This is a genomic window from uncultured Williamsia sp. (assembly GCF_947494875.1).
Classification (GTDB): Bacteria; Actinomycetota; Actinomycetes; order Mycobacteriales; family Mycobacteriaceae; genus Williamsia_A.
The window spans coordinates 927,051-950,766 of record NZ_CANLWM010000001.1; the positions used below are offsets into that span (position 1 = coordinate 927,051).

Annotated in this window: 13 protein-coding genes; 9 read left to right on the forward strand and 4 right to left on the reverse strand. The window is 71.3% G+C overall.

Features of this window, described 5'->3' with window-relative positions; genetic code table 11:
- The first annotated feature begins 63 nt into the window (after positions 1-63).
- The 4 genes from Q1A98_RS04425 (at position 64) to Q1A98_RS04440 (ending at position 8,055) form a co-directional block, all read left to right on the forward strand.
- Entirely contained in the window at positions 64-1,680 is a 1,617-nt protein-coding gene (locus Q1A98_RS04425) for a hypothetical protein (RefSeq protein WP_299570187.1), read from the forward strand.
- A 143-nt stretch (positions 1,681-1,823) separates the two neighbouring features.
- The gene (locus Q1A98_RS04430; RefSeq protein ID WP_299570189.1) at positions 1,824-5,165 is read left to right on the forward strand and encodes a hypothetical protein; all 3,342 of its coding nucleotides are present in this window, start codon (positions 1,824-1,826) and stop codon (positions 5,163-5,165) included.
- Positions 5,162-6,688, forward strand: coding sequence for an O-antigen ligase family protein (locus Q1A98_RS04435; RefSeq protein WP_299570191.1), 1,527 nt, complete (start codon positions 5,162-5,164; stop codon positions 6,686-6,688). Before Q1A98_RS04430 ends, Q1A98_RS04435 begins: the two co-directional genes overlap by 4 nt.
- Complete coding sequence (locus Q1A98_RS04440; protein ID WP_299570193.1) at positions 6,685-8,055, forward strand: hypothetical protein; 1,371 nt, start codon at positions 6,685-6,687, stop codon at positions 8,053-8,055. The genes Q1A98_RS04435 and Q1A98_RS04440 overlap by 4 nt, the downstream gene beginning before the upstream one ends.
- Here the strand turns inward: Q1A98_RS04440 and Q1A98_RS04445 are convergent.
- Genes Q1A98_RS04445 through Q1A98_RS04455 form a run of 3 tightly spaced genes read right to left on the reverse strand, consistent with a single transcriptional unit; the run spans position 8,024 to position 12,403 of the window.
- On the reverse strand, positions 8,024-9,328 hold the full coding sequence (locus Q1A98_RS04445; RefSeq protein WP_299570195.1) for a GNAT family protein: 1,305 nt from the start codon (positions 9,326-9,328) through the stop codon (positions 8,024-8,026). The two genes, Q1A98_RS04440 and Q1A98_RS04445, sit on opposite strands and share 32 nt — an antisense overlap.
- A 4-nt stretch (positions 9,329-9,332) precedes the next feature.
- Positions 9,333-10,943: an oligosaccharide flippase family protein gene (locus Q1A98_RS04450; RefSeq protein WP_299570196.1), complete on the reverse strand. Its 1,611-nt coding sequence runs from the start codon at positions 10,941-10,943 to the stop codon at positions 9,333-9,335.
- A complete protein-coding gene (locus Q1A98_RS04455; RefSeq protein ID WP_299570198.1) occupies positions 10,940-12,403 on the reverse strand; it encodes a polysaccharide pyruvyl transferase family protein in 1,464 nt (487 codons plus the stop codon). The genes Q1A98_RS04450 and Q1A98_RS04455 overlap by 4 nt, the downstream gene beginning before the upstream one ends.
- Positions 12,404-12,519: 116 nt before the next feature.
- On the opposite strand from Q1A98_RS04455, the gene Q1A98_RS04460 reads away from it, so the two are divergent.
- Positions 12,520-15,870 carry a glycosyltransferase gene (locus tag Q1A98_RS04460; RefSeq protein WP_299570200.1) on the forward strand — a complete coding sequence of 1,117 codons (3,351 nt, stop codon included), beginning with the start codon at positions 12,520-12,522 and terminating at the stop codon, positions 15,868-15,870.
- 7 nt (positions 15,871-15,877) lie between these two features.
- On the opposite strand, the gene Q1A98_RS04465 is transcribed toward Q1A98_RS04460, so the two are convergent.
- Entirely contained in the window at positions 15,878-17,191 is a 1,314-nt protein-coding gene (locus tag Q1A98_RS04465; RefSeq protein WP_299570201.1) for a phenylacetate--CoA ligase family protein, read from the reverse strand.
- An 86-nt stretch (positions 17,192-17,277) separates the two neighbouring features.
- Between Q1A98_RS04465 and Q1A98_RS04470 the strand changes: the two genes are divergently transcribed.
- Genes Q1A98_RS04470 through Q1A98_RS04485 form a run of 4 tightly spaced genes read left to right on the forward strand, consistent with a single transcriptional unit; the run spans position 17,278 to position 23,692 of the window.
- Positions 17,278-19,422 (forward strand): alginate lyase family protein, encoded by a 2,145-nt coding sequence (locus Q1A98_RS04470; RefSeq protein ID WP_299570202.1) that lies wholly within the window; start codon positions 17,278-17,280, stop codon positions 19,420-19,422.
- Between the two features lie 40 nt (positions 19,423-19,462).
- Positions 19,463-20,908 (forward strand): nucleotide sugar dehydrogenase, encoded by a 1,446-nt coding sequence (locus Q1A98_RS04475; RefSeq protein ID WP_299570203.1) that lies wholly within the window; start codon positions 19,463-19,465, stop codon positions 20,906-20,908.
- Positions 20,909-20,951: 43 nt separating this feature from the next.
- Complete coding sequence (locus tag Q1A98_RS04480; RefSeq protein ID WP_299570204.1) at positions 20,952-23,159, forward strand: glycosyltransferase; 2,208 nt, start codon at positions 20,952-20,954, stop codon at positions 23,157-23,159.
- Positions 23,156-23,692 carry a YdcF family protein gene (locus Q1A98_RS04485; RefSeq protein ID WP_299570205.1) on the forward strand — a complete coding sequence of 179 codons (537 nt, stop codon included), beginning with the start codon at positions 23,156-23,158 and terminating at the stop codon, positions 23,690-23,692. Before Q1A98_RS04480 ends, Q1A98_RS04485 begins: the two co-directional genes overlap by 4 nt.
- Positions 23,693-23,716 lie beyond the last annotated feature (24 nt).

Sequence of the window (23,716 nt, forward strand, 5' to 3'; positions counted from 1 at the left end):
GCACAAGGGTTCTCTCAGGTCCGATCGGTACGATCCGCGGCCGGGGAGAGCAAGGGGGAGGACGTGCGCGGACGTGCGCTGACGGTGCTGGTGTGTGCCGCGCTGGTGATCACCGGTGCGGCCGCCTGCTCGTCGCAGGAGCAACCGAGGGTGACGGGCGACCGCCCGACCGCCTCGACGACCGTCGGTGTACCGCCGTCAGTGGCCCCTGGGGACCTCGTCGTCGCGTCGGTGACGTGGAACGGTCGGGGTCGCGTGTTCGCGCGCGGCGCCGTGCAGGCGTGGGCCGCCGGCGACCGGCCGGTGACCGTCACGGGCTCCGGGGGCTGGCGCAGCCAGGTGATCTACGGGATCGCCACCGGCGATCGCGCACCGATCGAGGTCGAGGTGACCGACGGCTCGACCGTGCGGGTCGACGTCCGACGGTGGACCGGCGTCGACGCGACCACCCCGCTCATCGCCCGGTCGACGGGGCCGCTCACCCCGATCCCGGGTGGCGGCCGCGGTCTGGCGGTGTCGGTGGCGGCATCGTCCTCGGGCCCCTCGGCGATGGAGGGGCGTGTGGTGGACATGTCGCAGCGGACGGCACCGCTGGTCTCGTCGCCGGGCGGGACGACGGTGCAGACGCTCCTGTTCGCCACGGGTCCGTCCACCAGGACGCCGCGCGACGCGCTGCGGGAACCGTTCTCGCCCACCAGCATCTGGAACACCGCGATCGGCGCCGACGCGGACTACGTCGACGCGAGGATGCCCGCCCGGCCCGGCGGTGACCGGTTCGCGCCCATGCCGCAGAACGACGAGACGTCGATCATCGAGACGCCCGACGCGCCGCTCACGGACCTGCGGTACAGCGACGCGGGATGGACCGGCCGGGACCGATGCGACGCCACGTCACGCACCTTCTTCCGCGTCCCGATGCCACGGGACTACGTGGTGGCGCAGTCGACCAACAACGAGGGCGCCAGCTGGCTCATGCCGGGGAACCGGACCGTCATGCAGAGCGCTCCGCTCGCGCGGTGCAGCCCGGGGTCGCCCGCGACGAGCCTCGACGTCTCCGACCCGGTGGACCTCTACGGCAACGGCATCACGCACGGGCTCGGGGGGTCGGGACTGTCCGGGCTCGTCGGCGCGCTGCGCCTGGGGGAACTGACGCCCTCGACCGCGGCGACCGGACCCCGGCACGCGCTGCGGGTCAACATCGACACCAACCGCCAGTTGCACCGGTGTGCGAGCGGGGACTGCTTCCGGTGGCCCGCCTCGGCGTCGGACAGTGACGCGGAGCAGACCTACGGCAGCCAGGGATCGGCGCCGTCGGCGATGCGGATGGGGGCACTCCTGGCCATCCCGCTCGACGTCGACATCGACAGTCTCGGGCTGCAGACGATTCCCGGGCGACAGATCGCGTGGACGCTGCAGAACTACGGCGCCTACGTCGGCGACTCGGCGGCGTGCGCGTGCTTTGCGTTCGTGACCGAGAAGGGACCTTCGGGGAGATTCGCCGATCAGTTCCGGGCCGACTACGGCTACCCGTTCGAACAGCGGATCGCGACGGGGTCGCCCTGGACGCGCGACATGCAGCGCATCCAGGAGGTTCTCGCGGTGGTCGACGACAACGCACCCGACGACATCGGGGGCGGCGGACTGCCCGCCCAACCGGCCCCTGCGCCGCTCGGAGGGTGACTCCCGAGTTGTGCACACGAACGAGTCAAGTATAGTCAATTTCGTTGTGATGACAGAAACCCTGTCGCCATGGCGTCATCGGCCTGGGAACCGTAGGCGCTGCAGGGAATTCCGCATCACGCACAGTTCGTCAAGGGGGGGCCTTGAACTATTTCGTCAACCAGTTGCTGCGCATCCGCCGCCGCTGGTACATAGTGGTGGCCATCACGCTGGTCACAGTCCTGGGAGCATTCGTCGCCGGTGTCGGTGACCGCACCACGTACTCCGCCAAGGCTGCGTTGTCGGCCAGTTCTCCGACGTCGGAGAACACGCCGTACGCGCTGGCACTGGCCTACATCTACCTGTTCAACGATCCTTCATTCCAGGACGCGCTGAACCGGAAGGCCAAGGTGCCGGCGGGGGTCACGAGCACCGCCGAGCCGGCCACGGTGGGCAGCATCTTCTACATCGACGCGACCGCCTCGACACCGGAGGCCGCTCGGTCCGCCGCGTCGGCGCTCGCGACCACGTTCCGCACCGAGATCAACGGTGCGCTCGAGGACGCCAAGAAGCAGACCATCACCTCCGTCGAGGCGCCGTTCGAGGAGCGCTACGCGCAGCGCCTCGAGGTGCCCGGCGACGAGCGTGCGAATCTGCAGGAGCAGATCAACACGATCAACGCGAACACCAACGGGATGATCAACTCCGTCGGTCTCGACTCCGCCGTGACCGCGTCGGCGCCCCAACGGGGTACGACGCTGCTCACCGCGCTCGGTGGCGGTCTCGTCGTCGGTCTGCTCATGGCGCTCGGTGTCGACATCGCGTCGCGTCGTGTCCGCAGCGGCTTCGACGTCACCGACAAGACCGCCTACACCACCGCTCTGGTCGTGGCCGATCCCGACGACGGCAACGGCTCCGCCCGGGCGGCCGATCTTCAGCACCTGTCTAACCGCGTGATGTCGGGGTCGGACAGCCGTCCGCACGTGATCGCCGTCGTCGCAGCGCAATCGGGAGCGTCCGCCGCGGCGCGTCAGCTCGCCGAGACGATGGCGTCCGCGCTGGGGACCGCCGAGGTGCCCGCACTGCTCGTCCGTACCGATGCGCGGCGATCGGTCGGGGCGCCGGCATCGCGGGGCTTCGTCGACGCGCTCGTCGACGCCGACCTCGACCTCGCCGAGGTGATGTCCGCGGAGTCCGGCGGTGTCTGCACGATCGACGTCGGCAACCGGGTCCTCGACCCCATCGGTGTCATCACCCGCACCAGCGTCGCGCGCTTCCTCGACGCCGCCCGCAAGCAGGCCGAGGTCGTGCTGCTCGAGGCGCCGATCATCGTGGAGTCCCCGGAGGCACAGATCATCTGCGCCCAGGCCGACGTCGTCATCACCGTCGTCGACCCGGCGACCGCCACGGTGTCCGACGTCTCCGACACCTACCGGCTGCTGGCCGAGGTTCGGGCACAGATCGGTCCGGCCGTGGTCATGTCCGCGCCGCCCGTCCGCGCACCCGTGATCCCCGCGCGACTCACGCAGGTCCTCACCGACGAGATCGAGGACACCGACGTGACCCCGCGCGACCACGAGCCCGACGAGGTGGTCACCGACCACTCCGTCGCAGTCGTCGACGACGCGGTCGAGACCGCCACGGCCGCAGACGTTCCCGGACGCAGCGACACAGCGACCGAGATCGACGACGCTGCCGAGACCGAGGACATGGACCAGTCGGTCGACGCAGACCATGAGGACGCCGAGCCGGTCCATGACATCGACGAGGCCGTGGCCGAGGAGCCCGAGACCGTCGAGGCCGTGGCAGACGAGGCCGCAGCGCTCGACGCGACCGACGCCGGGGAGGGCGACGCGTCGCAGACCGAGACGACCACGGAGGCGGGGGACATGGACGAGGCGGCCGAGACCGTGACGCAGCAGGATCCGGTCCCTACGCCACCTGCGCCGCCGCGTCCCGCGCTGCGGTCGGTGGCGACCACCCCGCCGGCCGAGACGGCGATCAGCAAGGCGATCCGTCGGGCGAACCGGTGGCGCCAGGAGTCGGCGGCACGGCGTACGCCGCCCACCCCGAGGCCTCGGGTCACGCCCCAGGTCGCCCCGACCGTCGCACCGCGCGATGACATGCAGCCGCACGGCGACGTCGAGGAGGAGTTCCTGCCTTACCGCTCGCTGCGCGCGCCGATCGTGGAGCCGGAGCCCGCCGCCGAGGCGACGTCGCACGCCGAGCCCGCCGCCGAGGTCGAGTCCGAGCCCGTCGCTGAGCTCGAGCCCGTCGCCGAGGTGACGCCGGAGCCGGAGGTCGAACCGGTCGCCGAGGTCGAGCTTGAGCTCGCAGCGGAGGTGACGCCCGAACCGACTGTGGAAGTCGAGCCGGAGCCCGTCGCCGAAGTCGAGCCGGAGGTCGTCGACGAGGTCGAGCCGGAGCCGGAGCCCGTCGCTCAGGTCGAGTCGGAGCCGGTCGCCGAGGTCGAGCCCGAGCCGGTCTCCGAGGTCGAGCCCGAGCCGTTGCCGACGCCGATCGTCGAGGCGCCGGATGCGCCGCTCGTGCCCGCGTCGGCAGGGGAGGACGCCGTCCCGACCGACCAGTTCCCGGCCATGGGTCCGGTGGTCGGTCAGGTCGACCCGTTCGCACTCGAGCGTCATGCCGCAGCCAAGCGGGCCGCACACGAGGAGTTCCTCCGGGAGCAGGTCGTGCGGCAGCGGTGGGAGCGTGAGCTCGTCGCGCGCCGCCAGTGGGTGCACGACCAGCAGGTGCGTGAGCAGGAAGCCCGCGATCGTCGCGCGCAGGAGGAACTGGAACGTCGAGCGGCGATCCAGGAGCGACTGGCCCGCCAGCAGCGTGCGCGGGAGGAAGCTGCCCGCGAGGAGGCACGCCGTCGCGAACACGAGCTGGCCGAACGGGAGCGCGTCGAACGTCTGGAACGCGAGCGCATCGCCCGCGAGCGTGCCGAACTCCTCCAGCTCGAGCGCATCGAGCGTGCCAGAGCTGCGCACCTCGAACGCGAGCGCGCCGCCCGCGCCGAGGCCGCCCGGCGTCGACTGGCCGAGGAACAGCGTCAGCGCGAGGAGCGCGCCGCCGTCGAGCGCGCCGTCGCGGCTCGACTCACGGAGGAACGCCTCGCCGCCCAGCGTCTCGAGGAGGAACGCCGCGAGATCGAGCGCCAACTCGAGGCCGAGCGCGTCGCCCGTGAGCAGGCGGAGCGGGAGCTCGCCCTGCAGCAGCAGGTCGCACGGGAGCGCATGGCGCAGGATCAGTGGGCGCAGTACCGCCTCGCGCAGGAGCGCTGGCTGGAGGAGCAGTGGTCCCGCTACCGCGCCGAGCAGCAGCAGTGGCTGCAGCAGCGCGCCGCTGGGATCGACGTGCCTCCGCCGTCGCCGCCGTCGCCGAACGCCGTTCCGCAGCACGCGGTCCGGTCGTCGGTGAACGGCACCACCGCGCCGACGGTCACCGGTGGCCCGGTGGTCGAGGGGACCGTCGAACGACGCAGCGACGCACACGGATGACCGCCCGCCTCCGCGGGGCGGCGGCGTCCGCGCCGCCCCGTCGGCGGCTGCTCCTGGCGGCCGCCGGCCTGATCATCGCGACGGCAGCCGTCGCCGGCGCCGTCTCCCAGGGATCGATCCTCATGGTGATCGCCGCGCCGATCGGGGCGGCCGTCGCCGTCGCCGCCGTGTGGATCGGGTTGCGATATCCGCTGGTGGCCTTGGGACTGTTCCTCGCCGCGCTGTTCCTCCGGCTCGCGTTGCCGCGGATCCTGCCCGTCGACCCGTTCCTGCCCGCGTTCGTCGGGGTGGTGTTGTCGACGGCGATCTGGGCGTGGACACACCGGGATCGCCTGCCACGTCTCGGATGGCTCGAGCTGGTGATGGCCGTCTACCTCGGTTACAACGTGCTGTCGGTGGTGCTGCCGCACGAATACGGTGCCGGCGCCTTCATCCCGACCGTCGAACCGATCAACCTGTTCCGGATGATCTTGTCATCCACCCTCATGCCGTTCGCGCTCTTCCTCGTCGGCCGCACCATCGGTGACGACGCCCGACGGGCACGGGTCGTCCTGTGGATGATGGTCGCCCTCGGCGGCTACTCGGCGCTGGTGAGCATCCTGCAGTTCCACGCACCGGGACTGGTGTGGCCGCGCTACATCGTCGAGGACCCCAACTGGGTCGGACGCGCCAACGGTGTGCCGAACCAGCCGGTCGTCAACGGCATCACGATCCTCATCGGATTCGCCTGCGCCATCTACCTCGCGTCACGTACCGACAGTCATCGTGCCGCGCGACTCGTCGCCGGGCTCGTCATCGTCGGGTCGTCCTACGCCGTCTTCCTGACGCACACGCGGATCATCTACCTGGCCTTCGCCGTCGTGCTCGTCGTCGGCGCCGTCATCGCACGGGGATACCGGACGGGGTTCGTCGTCGTCGGTGCCCTGGGAGCGGCTGCCGTGCTGGCGAACTGGTCGACGTTCACCAGTTCCGACCGTGACGCCGGCGGCGTCGGGTCGACGAGTGAGGTCTTCGACCGTCTCAACACGGCGGCCACCACCTTCTGGGCGTTCGACGAGAAGCCCTTGTTCGGTTGGGGTCTCGGCCGGTTCATCACCGTCAACACGCTGCACCACCAGCAGTGGACCACGTCGACACCCTTCGACCGCGGTCTCGGGATCGCCCCGCACTTCAACGAACTGGGCATCCTGTCCGATCTGGGCCTCGTCGGTCTGGTGCTGTGGCTGACTGTCCTCGTCGGCCTGTCGGCCCGGCTGGTCACCGCCTTTCGTGCCGTCGGCCGCGACCCGCAGACCGACGACGAACGCACCCGGATGGCCGTGGTGGTCACCGGGATCATCGCCCTCGTCGTCATGGTGACGTCCGGGACCACGGTCGACCTGAGGCTGTTCGACCTGCCGGTGGTGGCGACTCTGCTGCTCACCGGACTCGCCGTCGGACAGGCCAGACGGCCGCAGCGTGTCGTCGCGCCGTCCCTGCCGACCACCACGACCACCCCTTCCAGGGAGGAGATCCCCGCATGACCGACGTCCGCGATCGCATCCGCCGACGGTGGTGGGTGGTCCTGCTCTGCGTGCTCATCGCGGTCGGCGGGGCACTCGTCACCGGTCTGGGCGCGACGACCACGTACACGAGCAAGGCGTCCCTGACGACCTATTCGGCGAATCGTGCCCCGGAGCAGGACGCCGTCCTCATCCAGAGCTACGTCGACCTGTTCAACAACGACGCCGGCCGGCAGTCGCTGCGCCAGAGCGCACAGATCCCCGGTGACGTCCAGGTGACCGCGATGCCGGTGGCGACCGGACCGATCATGTTCGTCGTCGCCGACGGCCCCGACCGCGCGGTCGTCACACGTGCCGCACAGGCCATGGCGGACGCGTTCCGTCAGAGCATCAACGCCGGGGTGCAGCGGACCCGACAGGCCGCGATCGATGCACTGAAGAAGCCGCTCGCCGATCGCCAGGCGGAGAACGACCCGATCCTCGAGCAGGAGCGGGTTCAGCTGCAGCAGTCGATCGACCGACTCAACAGCGACACCGGCGGTCTGCTGCAGAACCTGACGGCCGCGAGCGCCCCGACCGCGCAGCGACCGGCGATGACGGCCCGGCTGGCCGTGTCGGCGGTCGTCGGCCTCCTCGTGGGGCTCGTCCTCGCGTGGCTGGTCGGCAGCCTGTCGCCCCGCCTCCGAACGGCGGCCGAGGTGCGGGAGGCCTCGGGCCTACGCACCTTCGACGCGTCCGGTGACGGGATGGATCCGCGGGTCCAGATGCGACACGTCGTCAACGCGTTGGCCTTCGACGACCTGCCGGTGCCGTCGGTCATCGCGGTGACCGGTGTCGGCGGACGTGCCGGATCGGCCGGTGTGGCCGACGACCTCGCGCGCATTCGTGCCGCGCAGGGTGCCGAGGTCGCGTTGGTGCGCACGACGCGCGACGGGGAGTTCGCCGGCGCCGGGATGGTGGATGTGCTGCTCACCCCCGACGGCGACGGCATCCACGCGGCGCGTCTCGACGAGACGTTGCGCACCAGTACCCGCCTGGGCACGGGTGTCTCCGTCCTCGGAGCCGGCGAGCCCGGTCCCGACGGACGGGGCTCCGACCCCTACGACGTGCTGACGCGCGAGAACGCCGCCGAACTGATCGGACTGTTGCGCAAGCGGTTCGACGTCGTCGTGGTGGAGTGCGCGCCCGTCGACGAGGCGGCCGAGGCGCAACTCCTGTGTTCCGTGGCCGACCGCACGCTGCTCGTCGTCGAGCGCGACACCCTGAGCCCCATGCGAGGCCGTCGTTCCGCGGACCTGTTGCGGCAGTCCGGAATCGAGGCGTTCGGCGCCGTGCTCGTCGCACGATCCGAGAGGGTCACACCCTCTCGTCTCCTGTCGTCGCACTGAGTCCCCAGACTTCGACCGTCCCCACCGGGCGACCGCACGCGGCGCCGTCGAGCGAGGTCTCGTACCGCATGCCTGCCGCCTGCACGAGCCGGGCGGCGCGGACGTCGGTCGACACGACGGCGGTGGAGATGCGGCGTAGCGACAACGTGCCCGCGGCCTGGTCGAGGACCTCGCGGGCCGCCTGACCGAGCGACCGGTCCGAGGTGGATGTCGTGCCACGGTCCGCGTACACCGCGAGCTCGGCGAATCCCTGGCTGCGGTTGACGCCGACCAGCGAGATCCGCCCGATCGTCGAGTGTGCGTCCCGGACGTCGTAGTCGACGTCGGCGTCGTCCGTGTCGAACCAGGCCCCGGGCCGGATGGGCCCGCACAGGTCGTCGAGAGCCGGTGAGCGCCACGCTCGCAACGGCCGTGTCAGGACGCCGCGTCGGCGCAGCCGGAGGCCGGTCCCCGCGACGTCGAGGTCCGCCGGCATCGGCGGCGGCGCGATCCTGCGCACGCGCGTCCTGGCCCGTCCCACCGCGTAGCGCGCGACCGCGACGGCGTCGTCGTGACGGTGTGGCAGCGCTGTCAGTCCGCGGGCCGGTCGGGTCAGGGCGTCGATGTCCACGGGATCGGCGGTGGGGTCGGTCATCCGCAGTCCGACCGTCGTCAGTCCGCCCGGGCCGAGGTCGTCGTGGTCGAGGACCCACAGGTCGTGCGCGACGACGTCGTGTCCACCGGTGGGTGCCCACCCGGCCAGGGTGGCCTCACGGTGGAAACCGGCCCGCGCGGACGCCCGCGCCGCGGCGACGTTGTCCGTCGCGGCGGGTGCGACGACCCGTCGGATCCCCATCCGACGGAAGGCGTGGTCGACGAGCATCCCCACCGCCACGGTGGCCACCCCGGACCGGGCGAGACGGGAGTCGATCCAGACACCGAGTTCTGCGGTGGCCGTGGAAATGTCGACCGCGGTCAGGGCGCACTGGCCGACCAGGTCACCGTCGACCTCGATGACACACGGCAGGGCGCGGCCCGATGCCATGTGACGGCGCGAGGCGAGCACCTCTCGGACCCATTCGTTGCGCCTGTGCCGCGCGTCCCACGTCAGGGGGCTGCGTGCCCAGAACGGTTCGATCATCGCGCGGTCGCGGAGTCGGATCTCACGCCATCGCGGATGGTCGTCGAAGCGTGCCGGCCGCACGACGACGGTGTGACCCGCGGCGACCACGGGCCCCAGCACGACGGGCGTCAGCGACGCGCCCCGTGGGGTCGCGCCGTCAACGGCGGTCATCCGATCACCCGCGTGGCGCACCGCCGTCTCCGTCCACGACGACCGAAGTGGCACGGGCGTCGTCGTCGTCGGATCGGGAGGTGCCGCGGCCCAGCAGTCGTCGCGAGACGCCGACCACGACCCGCAGGAGGCTGCGCGCCGACGACGGGGCGCAGACGGCGAGAGCGACGAGGTAGACGACGCCGAAGGCGACCCCGGCGGCCATGAGACACAGCACGGCAGGGACGAGTGCGCGGTCGGCGCTGGAGAGGACATGTCGGTCGAGGACCCACGCGACCGCGGCTGCGGCACCGGCCGCGGGGAGCGGCGGCAGGACGGCCCGGCCCACCTCGGTCCACCGCACCCCGACCAGCGGGATGGCCAACCCCGTCACCACGATCCCGACGACGATCGCCGTCACCGACAGCGACAGCGCCGCACCCTGGAGTCGGAACTCGGAGACCAACACCACCAACGCACCGACGCCGAGGAGCACCTCCACGGCGGTGTACCAGTTCAGCAACGGTGTGCGGTCACAGGCCTTGATGACCTCCTCGCCCACGCTGATGAGCGCCTTGCCGACACCCAGGCCGGCCATGAGGCTCACGGCGACACCGGCGGCGTGCCACGGTTCACCGAAGACGACGGTGACCGCGGGGGTGCCGAGCGCGATCATCAGGCCCGACAACGCCGCAGCGCCCACCGTCACCCAGCGCAGCGCGCGGAGGTAGGCGGCCTTCATGCGGTCCCGGTCGTCGGCCATCTGCGAGAACGCCGGGAACAGCGAGACGGCGCCGATCTCGATGATCGCGCGGACGGGCATCTGCGAGATCCGTTGTCCGTAGCGGAAGTTGCCGAGTGCGAACTGGGTCAGACCGCGGCCCACGACGACGGTCTCCATCGCGTTCTGCACGCGGGCACCGATCCCACCGAGGACCAGCGGCAGCCCGTACCGGGCGAGTTCGCGCCACAGGGCGATCGAGGCGGTGCCGCGACCGGGCCGCCAGTCGGTGATCGCCCAGATGCTGACGGCCCAGGCGACGAAGGACGCGTACATGCCGATGACCAGGCTCCAGACGCCGAACCCGAGGGCGGCGAGCGACACCGCCACCACCGCGTAGGCGATCGCCACCGACGGTCCGACGATCAGCCGGCGTTTGACGCTGAACGCGCGCTGCAGCATGGATTCGGGCACGTTGGTGACCGAGAAGATCAGCAGCGTGCCGGACGTCACCGCCGCGATCACCGCGGCGGTGCTGTTGTCGAACACGAGACCGACGACCGGCGCCGCCGCCAGCGCACCGAGCGACATGAGGACGCCGCCGCCGAGGGTCGCCCAGAACACGGTCTCCGCGGCGTCGCGGATGTCGCCGCCCCGTTGGACGAGTCCCGCGCGCAGACCACCCTCGACGAACTCCCCGAGGAAGCTGGTGATGACCGTGCCGGACACGAAGATGCCGACCTCGGCCGGGGACAGCAGTCGGGCGAGTGCGATGGTCTGGACGAGGGTGAGCACCTCGCCGAACACGAGCGCGAACGCCGACGCGACCGCGACACGACCGATCCGGTTGCGCAGTGAGCGGCCACCTCCCACCTCGTCCGGGGATGCGGCGTCGGTGCGGGTGGTGGTGGTCATCGGTCGACCACCGCGTCCGGCTCGTTCGACCCGCCACGACGGCGGGGTCGTTCGACGATCGCGAACACCTCGTCGAACGCCGCACGGCTCAGGTCGACCTGATGGCGCGCGGCGGCACGCAGCGGTGCACGGACCGCGGGTGCGTCCTCCCACGCCGACGCGATCGCGGCCGACAGTCGCTCGGCGAGGTCGGGGCTGCCCAGCTCGATCATCGTCAGGCCGGTGCCGAACATGTCGGCGAGCCCCAGGAACTTGTCGTCGTAGTACTCGGACGAGGTGAGCGCGATCACCGGGAAACCTTGGGAAAGCGCGAACACCGCCAGGTGGTAGGCGCCGGTGACCAGGACGCGGCAGTCGGAGACCCGCTCGGCGACCGCACGCGGGTGGACGTAGCGCGACAGCGGTGGGACCACGCGATTGGCACCTGCGACGAGCGGCAGCGTCGACTTGCGGTCCTGGTCGCGGTATTCGGCGATGATCAAGGGCAGCAACGGCGCCCGTAGCCGCTCGGCGGCGTGGCGGACCGTCGCACCCACCGCTGTGCGTGCGGACTCGTCGACCGGCGAGTACCCGGCGACCCGCAGGCAGAAGCCGATCCCCGCCCCCAACCCGTCGCCGCCGCCGCGGGGCGTGTCGGAGGTCGGGTCGATCAGGCTGTGCGCCAGCTCGATCGCGTCGTCGCCGGTCACCCGGACCCGCCCGGCGGGGACGCCGAGGCGGTCGGCGATCGCCGGACCCCGCCGCCGCTCCCGCAGCGCGAGCATCTCCACGGTGCCCAGCGCCTCGCGGCCCATCGCGACCAGCGTCGGGTCGTCGAGTGGGCCGAGACCCTGACCGATCATCGCGACGGGGACGTCGTGGTCGCCGGCGACCCGGATGAGCGAGAAGACCCGACGGCACTGTGCCGCATCGGCATCCGTCAGGTAGCCACCGCCGAGGACGACGAGCGCCGACGACGACACCACCGCCCGGCGTGACCCGATGTGTGGCCTCGGACGCGGTGAGATGGGCGGCACCTGGGTCCCGGTCAGTGCACTCTTGAGGCGCCGTCGGGCGCCACGGGCCTTCTGCGGCAGCCACGTCCGAGCCCGGAGCCAGGCCAGGACCACAGGCCCGACGAAGGCCGGACCGACGCGCGCCGCGATCTGCTCGAGCCACGTCGGCGGTGCCCACGGATCCTCGTCGAAGACCGTGATGCCCTCGGCCGTCGGGAAATACGCACGGAGAAGAACGGGCGAATCGGTCAGCACACCGATCCGCGCGTCGGGCCACCGCTCCCGCAGTCGGCGGATCGTGACGGCCAGCATGGCCAGGTCACCGTTGTTGCGCAGCCAATACTCGCTGTTCTCGATCAGGATCCGGACCTGTCCGGACTCCTGCGTGACCGCACCCTGGTCGACACCCCCCGGTGTCGGGTCACGATCGAGAACGCGTCGAGCGCTGCTGTTCTGAACAGACACGTCGAGCTTTCCTCCCCGCGGTATAGGATTGCACATGCTGTCTGTGGTTCGCCACATCGGACCGGTCGTCGGGGAGGACGACCAGCGGACGGCATCGATCGAGGGGGAAAGTTCTCATGGGCCGATCGGTCGTGCCCGGACCACGGGTGTTGTGGGCGTCGACGAGCACGTCCACGCGGGGCGGGGTGGCCTCGACGGTGTCGGCGGTGCTGTCGACGGAGCTGTCGGACCACTGGCGCATCCGGCACGTCACGACGCACCGCGACGGGTCGGATGCCGTCAAGATCGCGACGTTCCTGCTGGGCGCACTGCGCTTCGTCGGTGAACTCGTCGTCCGGCGACCGTCGATCGTGCACCTGCACACCGCGTCCTACGGCAGTTTCGCGCGCAAGGCCGTGCTGGCGATCGTCGCCCGCGTCCTGCGCATGCCCGTCGTCCTGCACGTGCACGGCGCCGAGTTCCACCTGTTCGCGGCGCGCCTACCCCGACCGGCGCGGTGGGTCCTGGTGCGCATCCTGACCGACGCCGCGGCCGTGGTCGCGCTCGGACCGGGATGGGCACGACGACTCTCCGCGATCGCGCCCGACGCGCGGGTCGTGGTGATCCCCAACGCCGTTCGTGGACGGACACCGTCGGCGCGCCCTGCCGACGGGCCCACCCGGGTGGTGTTCCTCGGCCGTGTCGGCGACCGGAAGGGGGCGTTCGACCTCATCCGCGCCTGGGCGGCGTCGCCGACGGCGCGCGGATCGCATCTGACGATCGCCGGCGACGGCGAGGTGGACCGCGCGCGGGCGCTCGTGGCCGACCTCGGCGTCGAGGACTCGGTCGACGTGTGCGGGTGGGTCGGCGCCGACACCGTCGACGACCTGCTGCGGCGGTCCGAGGTACTCGTTCTGCCGTCCCACGACGAGGGACAGCCCATGGCCGTCCTCGAGGCGATGGCCGCGGGCCTGTGCGTCGTGGCGACCCCGGTCGGCGGGGTCCCCGACCTCCTCGACGACAGCTGTTCCGTCCTCGTCGCGCCCGGTGACGTCGATGGTCTGCGGTGCGCGCTGGACGACGTGCTGGGTGACGACGACCGGCGGGGACGACTCGCCGCGGCGGCGCACCTGCGGTTCCGGACCGACTTCGACGTCGACACCGTGTGGCGACGCGTCGACGCGCTGTACCGCGAGATCACCGACCGCCCCGCCCCCCACCGGCCGCTGCGGGTGATGCACGTCGTGCCCGACCTGCGGATCGGCGGCGCCGAGCGACACGTCGCGACCCTGATGCCCGCCCTCGACCGCGAGCGGTTCGCGCCGTCGGTGGTCTGCATCGGCGAGCCGGGTGCACTCTTCGACGAGCTGGTCGGGGTGCCCGCGGTCGCGCTGCGCCGCAGCCGACGCGACGCACCGCGCGCTCTGTGGGATCTGGTGCGCCACATGCGGACAGAGCGGCCCGACATCGTGCTGACGCGGGGCTACAACGCCGACGTCCTCGGACGACTGGCCGCGATCCTCGCGGGGGTGCCCCATCGGGCCGTCTGGATCCACCACGTCGCCGACGTCGACGACCGTCCCCGGCTCCGCCGCGTCGTCGACCGACTGCTCGACGGGCGCACGGACCGCTACCTGGGTGTCGCGTACGCGCAGACGTCCTTCCTCACCGAGACGCTCGGTCACCCGGCCGACAAGGTGGTCGTGGTGCGCAACGGGGTGGAGGTGGACGCGTTCACCGACCTGTCGTCCGTCGCTCGCACACCGATCGCGGTCCCGGGCGTGGACGGCACCGGGCCGGTGATGGGGACCGTGTCGGCCATGCGCCCGGAGAAGGACCACGAGACCTTCCTGCGGGCAGCGGCCGCGGTGGCCGTCGATGTCCCCGAGCTGCGCGTGCTCGTCGTCGGCGACGGCCCGGAGCGGGAACGCTCCCAGGCGCTCGCGCGTCAGCTGGGGATCGCGGGGCGCACGGCTTTCGTCGGAGCGACCACCGACGTCCCCGCGATGCTCGCCGCGATGGACGTCTTCGTGCTCTCGTCGGACGCCGTGGAGTGCCTGCCGATGGCCCTCCTGGAGGCGATGGCGTCGGGCCTGCCGGCGGTGTGCACCGACATCGGGGGACTGCGCGAGATGGTCGAGGAGGGCGTCACCGGTCACCTGGTGCCGGTCCGTCGTCCCGACGCGCTGGCCGCCGCGGTCCGGGGGATCGTCACCGATCCCGACCGCGCCCGCGTCATGGGTGCCGCCGCCCGCGCGCGGGCGCGCGCCCAGTTCGACCGCTCGGTGATGGTGCAGGCGACACAGGACGTCCTCACCGACATCGCCGCCGGTGGCCCGACCACGACACCGGTCCCGCTGACGCTCACCGTCGTCATGGACCTCACCTTCGTCGGGGGCGCGGAGCGGCTGCTGCTGTCCCTGTGCGGTGCCTTCGACCGGTCTGTGATCGCACCCCGCATCGTGTGCCTGCGGGAGGAGGGCCCGCTCGCCGCCGACTTCCGTGCGCGAGGCGTCCCCGTGGACGTCCTCGACGGCCCGTCCGGCCGCGACCCGCGCCGGATCGGCGCTCTGGCGACCCATCTACGTCGCACCGGGACCGACGTGGTCCTCGTCGCGCACCACCACCGCGCGGCCCTGGCGGTCGGTCGTCTGGCCGCTGCCGTGGCGCGCATCCCGAGCGTCGTCGCCGCCCACGACATGGATCTCACGGACGTCGGGGGTCGGGTGCTGCCGCGCTGGGCCGTGGCGACGTTGGCGGCCTCCCGGGCACTCGTGCTGCTCTCTCGCGCGCAGGGTGAGTACCTGCACCGCGCAGAGGGTGTGGGGGCGTCGCCGTGGTCACGGACCCGCGAGGTGGTCATCGGCAACGGGATCGTCCTGCCCCCGCCGCCGACCCGTGACCGTCGCGTCCGCGCCCGGGAGCTGTTGGGGCTCACCGACGACGACATCGCGGTCGGCATGGTCGCCCGATTGTCCGCGCAGAAGGCCCATGAGGTGGCGTTCGCCGCGTTCGCGAAGATGCTCGCCGACTGTCCGACCGCCGTGCTGCTGCTGATGGGGACGGGACCGCGCGACCAGGAACTCCGCGACCTCGCCGCGGATCTCGGCGTGGCGCAGCGGGTTCGGTTCCTCGGCGTGCGCGACGACGTGCCGGACGTCCTGCCGGGCCTCGACGTCTCCTGCCTGTCGTCGGTGCACGAGGGCGTCCCCCTGGTGCTCGCCGAGTCGATGGCATCCGCGGTACCCGTCGTCGCGACGGGATGTGGGTCGGTGCCGGACATGATCACCGACGGTGTCGAGGGATTCGTCGTGGGCGTCGGCGATCACGACGCCCTGGCCGACCGTCTGATCGCGCTGGCCTCCGACCCCGACCTGCGTCGTCGGCTCGGTGCAGCGGGCCGCGAGCGGGCGCGCCACGCGTTCGACATCGCCGACACCGCCCGCGCCTACGAACGGTTGACCGCAGAGGTGGCGCGCGGCCGCTGAGCGGCGGTCAGACGCCGACGACGTACGCGGACTTGACCTTCGCGCCGTCCGGCGTGGACAGCGTGTCCAGCGTCGTGACGGTCACCCGTTGCCCCGGGCCGAACATGCGGTCGACGTTGCGCCGCACCTGGCGATCGGTGACGTCGGCGTCCCACCCGCCGCCGGGCACCACACGGACCTCGAACTCGCCGGCGCGGTGCTGCACGATCTGCACACCCCGCACCCCGACGAGGTCGTCGACGACGGTCGACGGAACCGGCAGTGCGCGCCCGTCGGCGGCGGTGAACACGTCCTCGGCCCGCCCGGCGATCGTCCCGATCCGTCCGAACGGCCGTCCGCAGGGACAGGGTTCGTCGGTCGCGGGCCCCACCTGGTCCCCGGTGCGATAGCGCAGCAACGGGAACCCGCGGTTGTGCAGGCCGGTGCCGACGATCTCCCAGCGGTCGACGACACCCGGCACCGGCAGGAGTTCGAGGACGCCGTAGTCGTCGAAGACATGGTGCGTGCCGTGTTCACAGTTCCCGGTCATCACGACCCGTTCGGTCTGCCCGTAGTGGTCGACGATCGGCGCGTCGAACACCGCGGTCATCAACGCGCGTGCCGGCCCGCCGATCACCTCCGACGAGGTGATGATGCCGCGCAGCGGCAGGGTCCGCCCGGCGTCGGAGAGCAGCCCGGCGAGGACGGCGATGCTCGACGGCCAGCCCTCGATCGCCTGCGGCCCGAACTCGTCGACGGCGTCGAGGATCGCGGGCAGGTGCTCGGTGGTCAGGTGGAAACTCGACACCATCAGCTGGCGGTTCCCCGGCAGCGGACGGACTGGCGTGCCCTCCGTTTCGGCGGCGAAGTCGTTGCCGCGCAGGACGATGCGTGGGGTGTCGGCATCCATCTCGAACCAGCGCCACTGCCGCTCCTGCGCGCACAACTCGTAGACCGAGGAGGCCGGGGTGCGCATGACGGTGACCGGACGTCCCGACGTGCCCGACGAACTGGCGGGCCACATGAGGCGCTGCGGGACGGCGCAGAAGTCGGTGCGTCGATCGGTGACACTCACCCGGTCGGTCGTCGGCAGGTGCACCAGGTCGGCCGCGGTGCGGACATCTCGGGGATCGATGCCGTGCTCGGCGAACATCTCCCGGTAGAAGGGCGACCGACGCGCCGCCCAGCGGACCTGGGCCCGCAGCCTCCGGTCCCGTCGACGGGCCAGCTCGTCCGGCGTGGCCTGCTCGGCCCAGGCGAGCTGCCTGCGTGCGATCGATCGATATGGATGTGCGCGACGCAACCTGTGTTTGACGTCGACGCCCGCCCCCCGCGGTGCCATCGGTGTCCCCCTGTGTCGAAACTTCTCTCCCCACCCACGATCATGACACCGATCCCGTGACGATCGCGAACGCTAGGGTCACCGACGTGCACAAGGTCACCTGGTACCGCCGCCGTTTGGCGACGATGTCGGCCGCTGAGATCGGCTGGCGGGTCCGCACCCTCGTGGCGGGTCGGGTCCGTCGCCTCTCGGGTGCCACGCCGCCGCGCGACCTGCCGTCCGGGTGGACCATCGACACGGCGGAGACCGCGCTCGCGCAGCTGCGCGGCCCGGGCCGTCGACCGGCCCTGCTGTCCCGGGAGCGGGCCGCCGACATCGTCGCGCGGCATCCCGAGCTGGTCCAGCAGATCGTCGCCGCCGCGGACGACGCGGTCGCGCTGCGCTGCACGTTCTTCGGATACCCGACGGTCACGCTGACCCGGCCGGTCGACTGGTCCCACGACCCGATCCGGGATCTGCACTGGCCCGATCTGCCGGCCGATCGCATCGATCACCGCACGATCGACGGTGACGTGAAGTGGATCTGGGAACTGAATCGACTGCAACACCTGCCCCTCCTGGCGCAGGCGTGGCTGGTGACCGGGGACGACAGATACGCCGACGCCGCCCTCGACGACCTCGAGTCGTGGACGGTCGCGAACCCACCCGGACACGGGATCGCCTGGCGCGGTGCGTTCGAGGCGGGGATCCGCGCGCTGAGCGTGGCGGTGGCCGTGGCCGCGCTGGCGGACGCACCCCGGATGACGCCCCGACGGTTCGGGGCGATCGCCGCGATGCTGGACGCGTCGGCGCGCTACTGCGTCCGCGGCCGGTCCCGGTACAGCTCGGCCAACAACCACCTCGTCGGGGAACTCGCCGGCCTGGCGGCGGTGGCCCTGCTGATGCCCGGACTCGAGGACGCGCAGCGATGGGAACACATCGCCCTCGCGGGCCTGGACGCCGAGGCCGACCGGCAGATCCTGCCCGACGGCGTCGGCGCGGAACAGGCTGTCGGGTATCAGATCTTCACCGCCGAACTGCTCGCCGTGGTCGCCGCGCTCGTGGCCGACCGGGACGGGTCGGCGCCGGAACGACTGGTCGCGGCGGTGCTGCGCGGGACCGACTTCCTGGGGGGATTGGGCACTCCGACCCCGCGGATCGGGGACGACGACGAGGGGTTCGCGCTGCGGCTGTCCGACGAACCTGTCCGCACCGTCGAGGCACATCTCGACCTCGTCGCCGGCATCACCGACGGGCCGGCGCCGGCCGGGACGGCGACCACCCCTGCTCGCGAGTGGTTCGCCGCGGCGCTGGGTGGGTCGCAGCGGCCGCGGACGGCGGTGACCAGCACGATCCGCGGTGCACACGGATCGACCTACCACCGCGACGGCGGTCTGGTGGTGTTGCGCGGACCCGGCCGGCGGGTCACCGTCGACGTCGGCCCGCTGGGGTATCTCGCGATCGCCGCGCACGGCCACGCCGACGCCCTCGCCGTGACCGTCGCCGACGACCACGGCGAGATCGTCGAGGATCCCGGCACCGGCAGCTACTACGGGCACCCCGAGTGGCGGAAAGTCCTGCGGGGCACGGCTGCACACGCCACGGTCGGCGTCGACGGGCGGGACCAGTCCGACATGGGCGGCCCGTTCCTGTGGACGCGGCACGCGCACACCCGCGTCCGAGCCGTCGACCTCGACGCCGGCGTGGTCGACGCCGAGCACGACGGGTACGCGGACGGGACCGACGGCGTCGTGCATCGCCGGTGGGTCATCTCGCCGCCCGATCTGCCGGGTGTGCTGATCGTCGACCGTCTGAGCGGGTCCGGTCGGCACGACGTGACGACGACGTTCCCGCTCGCGGCCGACATCGAGATCGACACCTCGAAATCCGCGATCGTGTTGTCGCGAGAGGGAGATCACATCGCGGAGATCGTCACCGCGAGCACCTCACCGATGTCCCTGTGGTCGGTGCGAGGCGACGAGACGACGCATCGCGGCTGGTCAAGCCATCGCCTGGAACAGAGATCGCCTGCCTGGTGGGTGGGGACGCAATCCCCCGGCCGGACCACACCACTGGTTCAAACATCCTTCATCAACGTCACAACGAAGTTTGCGCTAGGCTGCGATCTGTCCCTGTCGGATGACGGATCAGCGATCCGTGTCCGCCTGCTGTGCGAGGGGGTACAGCGGGAGTGCGTGGTGGACACGCGCGGGGACGGGCAGGTGTCGTTGCAGATCGAGACGGCGCTGTAGCCCGGGGGAACAATCGATCGCGCAGTGGGGGGAATACTGCATGAGCACGCTCACGTCGTACGAGGCTGTCCACGACACGGACGGCGCCGACGATCACGGGGGTGGCCGCGCGTCGGCCGACCCGACGTCACGGCACAACCCGCACCCGGGCAACGACTCTCGGGCCGCGGTCCTGAGTGTCTTCGGCCTCGGGTACGTGGGGTGCGTGTCCGCGGCCTGTTTCGCCGCCCGCGGACACAAGGTGATCGGTGTGGACGTCAACCCGTCCAAGACGCGCTTCCTGCGCGAGGGCAAGGCCCCCGTCGTCGAGGAGCGCATCGGTGAACTGACCGCAGGCGTCGTCGCGTCCGGGATGCTCGACGTCGACGACGATGCTCGTCGCGCCGTGCGGGAGAGCGACATCACGATCGTCTGCGTCGGCACCCCGTCGGGGGCCGGCGGCGGTCTGTCGACGGTCCATCTGCGCAGCGCCACCGAGGAGATCGGTGCTGCGCTGCGCGAGAAGGACGGCTGGCACGTCGTCGTCTACCGCAGCACCATGGTGCCCGGCACCTGCGAGGACGTGCTCATCCCGATCCTCGAGCGTGCGTCGGGCAAGCGTGTCGGCGTCGACTTCGGCGTGTGCGTCAACCCCGAGTTCCTCCGCGAGGGGAGTTCGGTGCGCGACTTCATGACCCCGCCCAAGACCGTCGTCGGCGAGACCGACGACCGCAGCGGTGCGATGGTGATGGACCTGTACGAGGGGTTGTCCGGCAAGCGTTTCCGGGTGCCGCTGCGGGTCGCGGAGATGACGAAGTACGTGGACAACAGCTTCCACGCTCTGAAAGTGGCCTTCGGCAACGAGATCGGGACCATCTGTGCCCACCTCGGTCTCGACTCCCACGCGGTGATGGAGATCTTCTTCGCCGACACGAAGCTGAACATCAGCGACGCCTACCTGCGACCGGGTTTCGCCTTCGGCGGCTCCTGCCTGCCCAAGGATGTCCGCGCCCTCATGCACACCGCGCGGCAGAACGACCTCGAGATCCCGGTCATCGCGAACATCATGGTGTCCAACGAGACCCAGATCCGTCGCGTCATCGACATGATCGTGTCCACGGGCAAGCGGCGCGTCGGCCTCTACGGTCTGTCGTTCAAGTCCGGCACCGACGACCTGCGGGAGAGCCCGCTCGTCGAGCTCGTGGAACGGCTCGCGGGTAAGGGTTTCGACATCCGCGTCCACGACGCGAACGTCAGCCTGTCGTCGATCGTGGGCGCCAACCGCGACTACATCACCGATCACCTGCCGCACATCGGTGAGCTGCTCACCTCGTCGGTGTCCGACGTGATGGACCACGGTGACGTGATCGTCGTCGCCACGTCCGATCCCGAGGTCGTCGCCGCGGTGGACGCGGCTCCGGCCGACACGGTGATCATCGACCTCGTGCGCCTCCCCGGTGCCGAGCTGCGGCGCCTGGGCGACAACTACTTCGGCGTCGGTTGGTGATCCGGTCATGTCCCACGACCCGCGATGGGGCGGGCGTTCAGGCGTGCGCCCGACGTTCAGCTTCCTGACCACCGCCTACGGCACGGAACATCTCATCGGCGAGACCATCGAGTCCGTCCTCGCCCAGACCCGCGCCGACTGGGAACTGGTCGTCGTCGACAACGGCAACTCCGACGCGATTGCAGCCGTCGTCGCGCAGTACCTCGACGACGACCGGATACACCTGGTGCGCCAGGAGAACGCGGGGTACGCGGGCGGGGTGATGGCTGCGGCCGCCGTCGCACGCGGCCGGTTCCTGTGCGTCCTCGACAGCGACGACCACCTGCTGCCCGACTTCTGTCGGCGGGTGGGCGAGACCATCGCCGCCGAGCCCGATGTCGCCGCGGTCTGCGTCGACGCACACCGCTTCGCCGAGGGCGCGGACGACCTGCCCGTGGACTACCTGCGATCGGTGGGGGTGTCGCGCCCGGATCCCGCACGGCCACTGCGGTTCCGGGATGTGCTGGGCGGGACGGTCCCGTACTACACCGCCGCGGTCCGTGCGGACGCCTGGGACGAGGTCGGCGGGTACGCCCCCGGCATCGACGGGATCGACGAGTCGGTGGTGATCTGGCTGAGACTCACCCGTGACCACGACGTCCGGATGTTGCCGGACGTGTTGGCGCGCTATCGGATCCGTGAGGACTCGCTCTCCCGCGACGCGGCGAAGGTGGAGGGATTCGAGGACGCGCTGGAACGGTCGTTCCGTACCGCCCGACCGTTGTCGGACCCGGAGGACGAGCGCGCACTAAGCGCGAACCTCGACCGCATGGGCGCGATCCGCGAGATCCGCCGCGCACGATGGGCGCTCGTCGAGGGGGACACGGCGTCGGCACGCGCGGCCGCGGTGCGGTCGCTCGGACACCGCCGATCGCTGCGTGCGGCACTGCTCGTGGTCGGACTCACCGTCGCGCCGGGACTGCTCCGTCGGATCCGGCCGGCGAAGAACGCCGTCCAGGACCGGCTCACCGCGGCCGTCGAACGTGTGCGGGGGCGGACGGACACCCGACGCCGTCACATCCTGATCCTCGTCGAGAACCTGTCGGTCCCGATGGATCGGCGTGTCTGGCAGGAGAGTCGGGCCCTGATCGCGGCAGGTCACCGCGTGACCGTCATCTGTCCGACGGGCAGCCACGCCGACACCGCCCGCGAGGAGACCATCGAGGGCGTCCGCATCCTGCGCTACCCGCTGACGGCCGCGACCGGCGGTCCGGCCGGGTATCTCCGCGAGTACCCGGTGGCGATGTTCCACACGATCCGTCTGGCGCTGCGCGTCGCGCTGCGGTCCCGGGTCGACGTGGTGCACGGCTGCAACCCGCCGGACTTCTTCTTCGTCGTCGGGCTCCTGCTGCGGCTGCGTGGTGCGCGTTTCGTCTTCGACCAGCACGACCTGGTCCCCGAGCTCTTCGCATCCCGGTTCGCCGGAGGCGGCGGGGTGGCCGGCCGCGTGCTCGACGGCATCTGCCGACTGCTCGAGCGCATGACCTATGCCACGGCCACGGGGGTCATCGCCACCAACGAGAGCTACCGCCGCACCGCCATCGAGCGTGGCGGCTGCGCACCCGCGGACGTCACCGTCGTACGCAGCGCGCCGGACCTGTCGCGGTTCGTCGCCCGGGAGCCGGATCCGTCCCTCAGGCGTGGCAAGCGACACCTCGCCGCGTATCTCGGCGTGATGGGTCCGCAGGACGGGGTCGACCACGCTCTGCGCGCGCTCGCCCACGTCCGCCACGACCTCGGTCGTGACGACCTGCACACCGTCGTGATGGGGTCCGGCGACGAGTTCGACGGCCTCGTCGAGCTGGCCCGCGAACTGCGCATCGACGACGTCGTCGAGTTCACCGGCCGCGTCCCCGACGAGTTCGTCCAGCGCTGCCTGTCGACGGCCGACGTGTGCCTGTCGCCTGATCCGCTGAACCCGCTCAACGACGTCTCGACGATGAACAAGGTCGTCGAGTACATGGCCATGGGGTGTCCGTTGGTCTCGTACGACCTCCGCGAGGCGCGGGTGTCGGCGGGGGACGCGGCGCTGTACGTCCCCGGCAACGACGTCGAGGCGTTCGGACAGGGCATCGTCACCCTTCTCGACGACCCCGAGCGTCGCGAGAAGATGGGCATCCTCGGACGCGAGCGGGTCGAACGTGAGCTGTCGTGGGAGAATTCGACCCGGGCTCTGGTCGCGTTCTACGAGAGGATCCTGTCGCTCGGGTGAGGAAGAAACTGACGATCGCCGGGATCGTCGTGGCGGTGATCGCCGCCCTGGCCGTGGCCGGTCTGCCGGTCTATGTCTTCCCGCAGGTCGACGGTCCGCGACGCGCGGACGCGATCCTCGTGCTGGGCGGGGCCGGTGGTGAGACCCGGTATCGCTACGGGCTCGAGCTCGCGCAGCAGGGCTACGCCTCGACGGTGGTGATGAGCAACCCCGAGCACTTCCTCGACGACACCGGTCTGTGCGCGGCGCGGCTGCCCGGTGTGCGTGTCGAGTGCTTCGCGCCGGACCCGTCGACGACGCGCGGCGAGGCCCAGCACCTGCGCGAGATCGCCCAGCAACGCGGATGGCGGTCGGTCGTCGTGGTGACGTTCCGACCGCACATCTCCCGCGCCCGCTACATCGTCGAACGGTGTTTCGGCGGACAGATCGCGATGGCGCAGAGTCCGCAGGAGATCTCCTGGTACTACTGGCCGTTCGCGTACGTCTACCAGACCGCCGGCTTCGTCCGCGCGTGGCTGCAGGGCGGCTGCTGACAACGCGCCGAGCGTGCAGTCGAT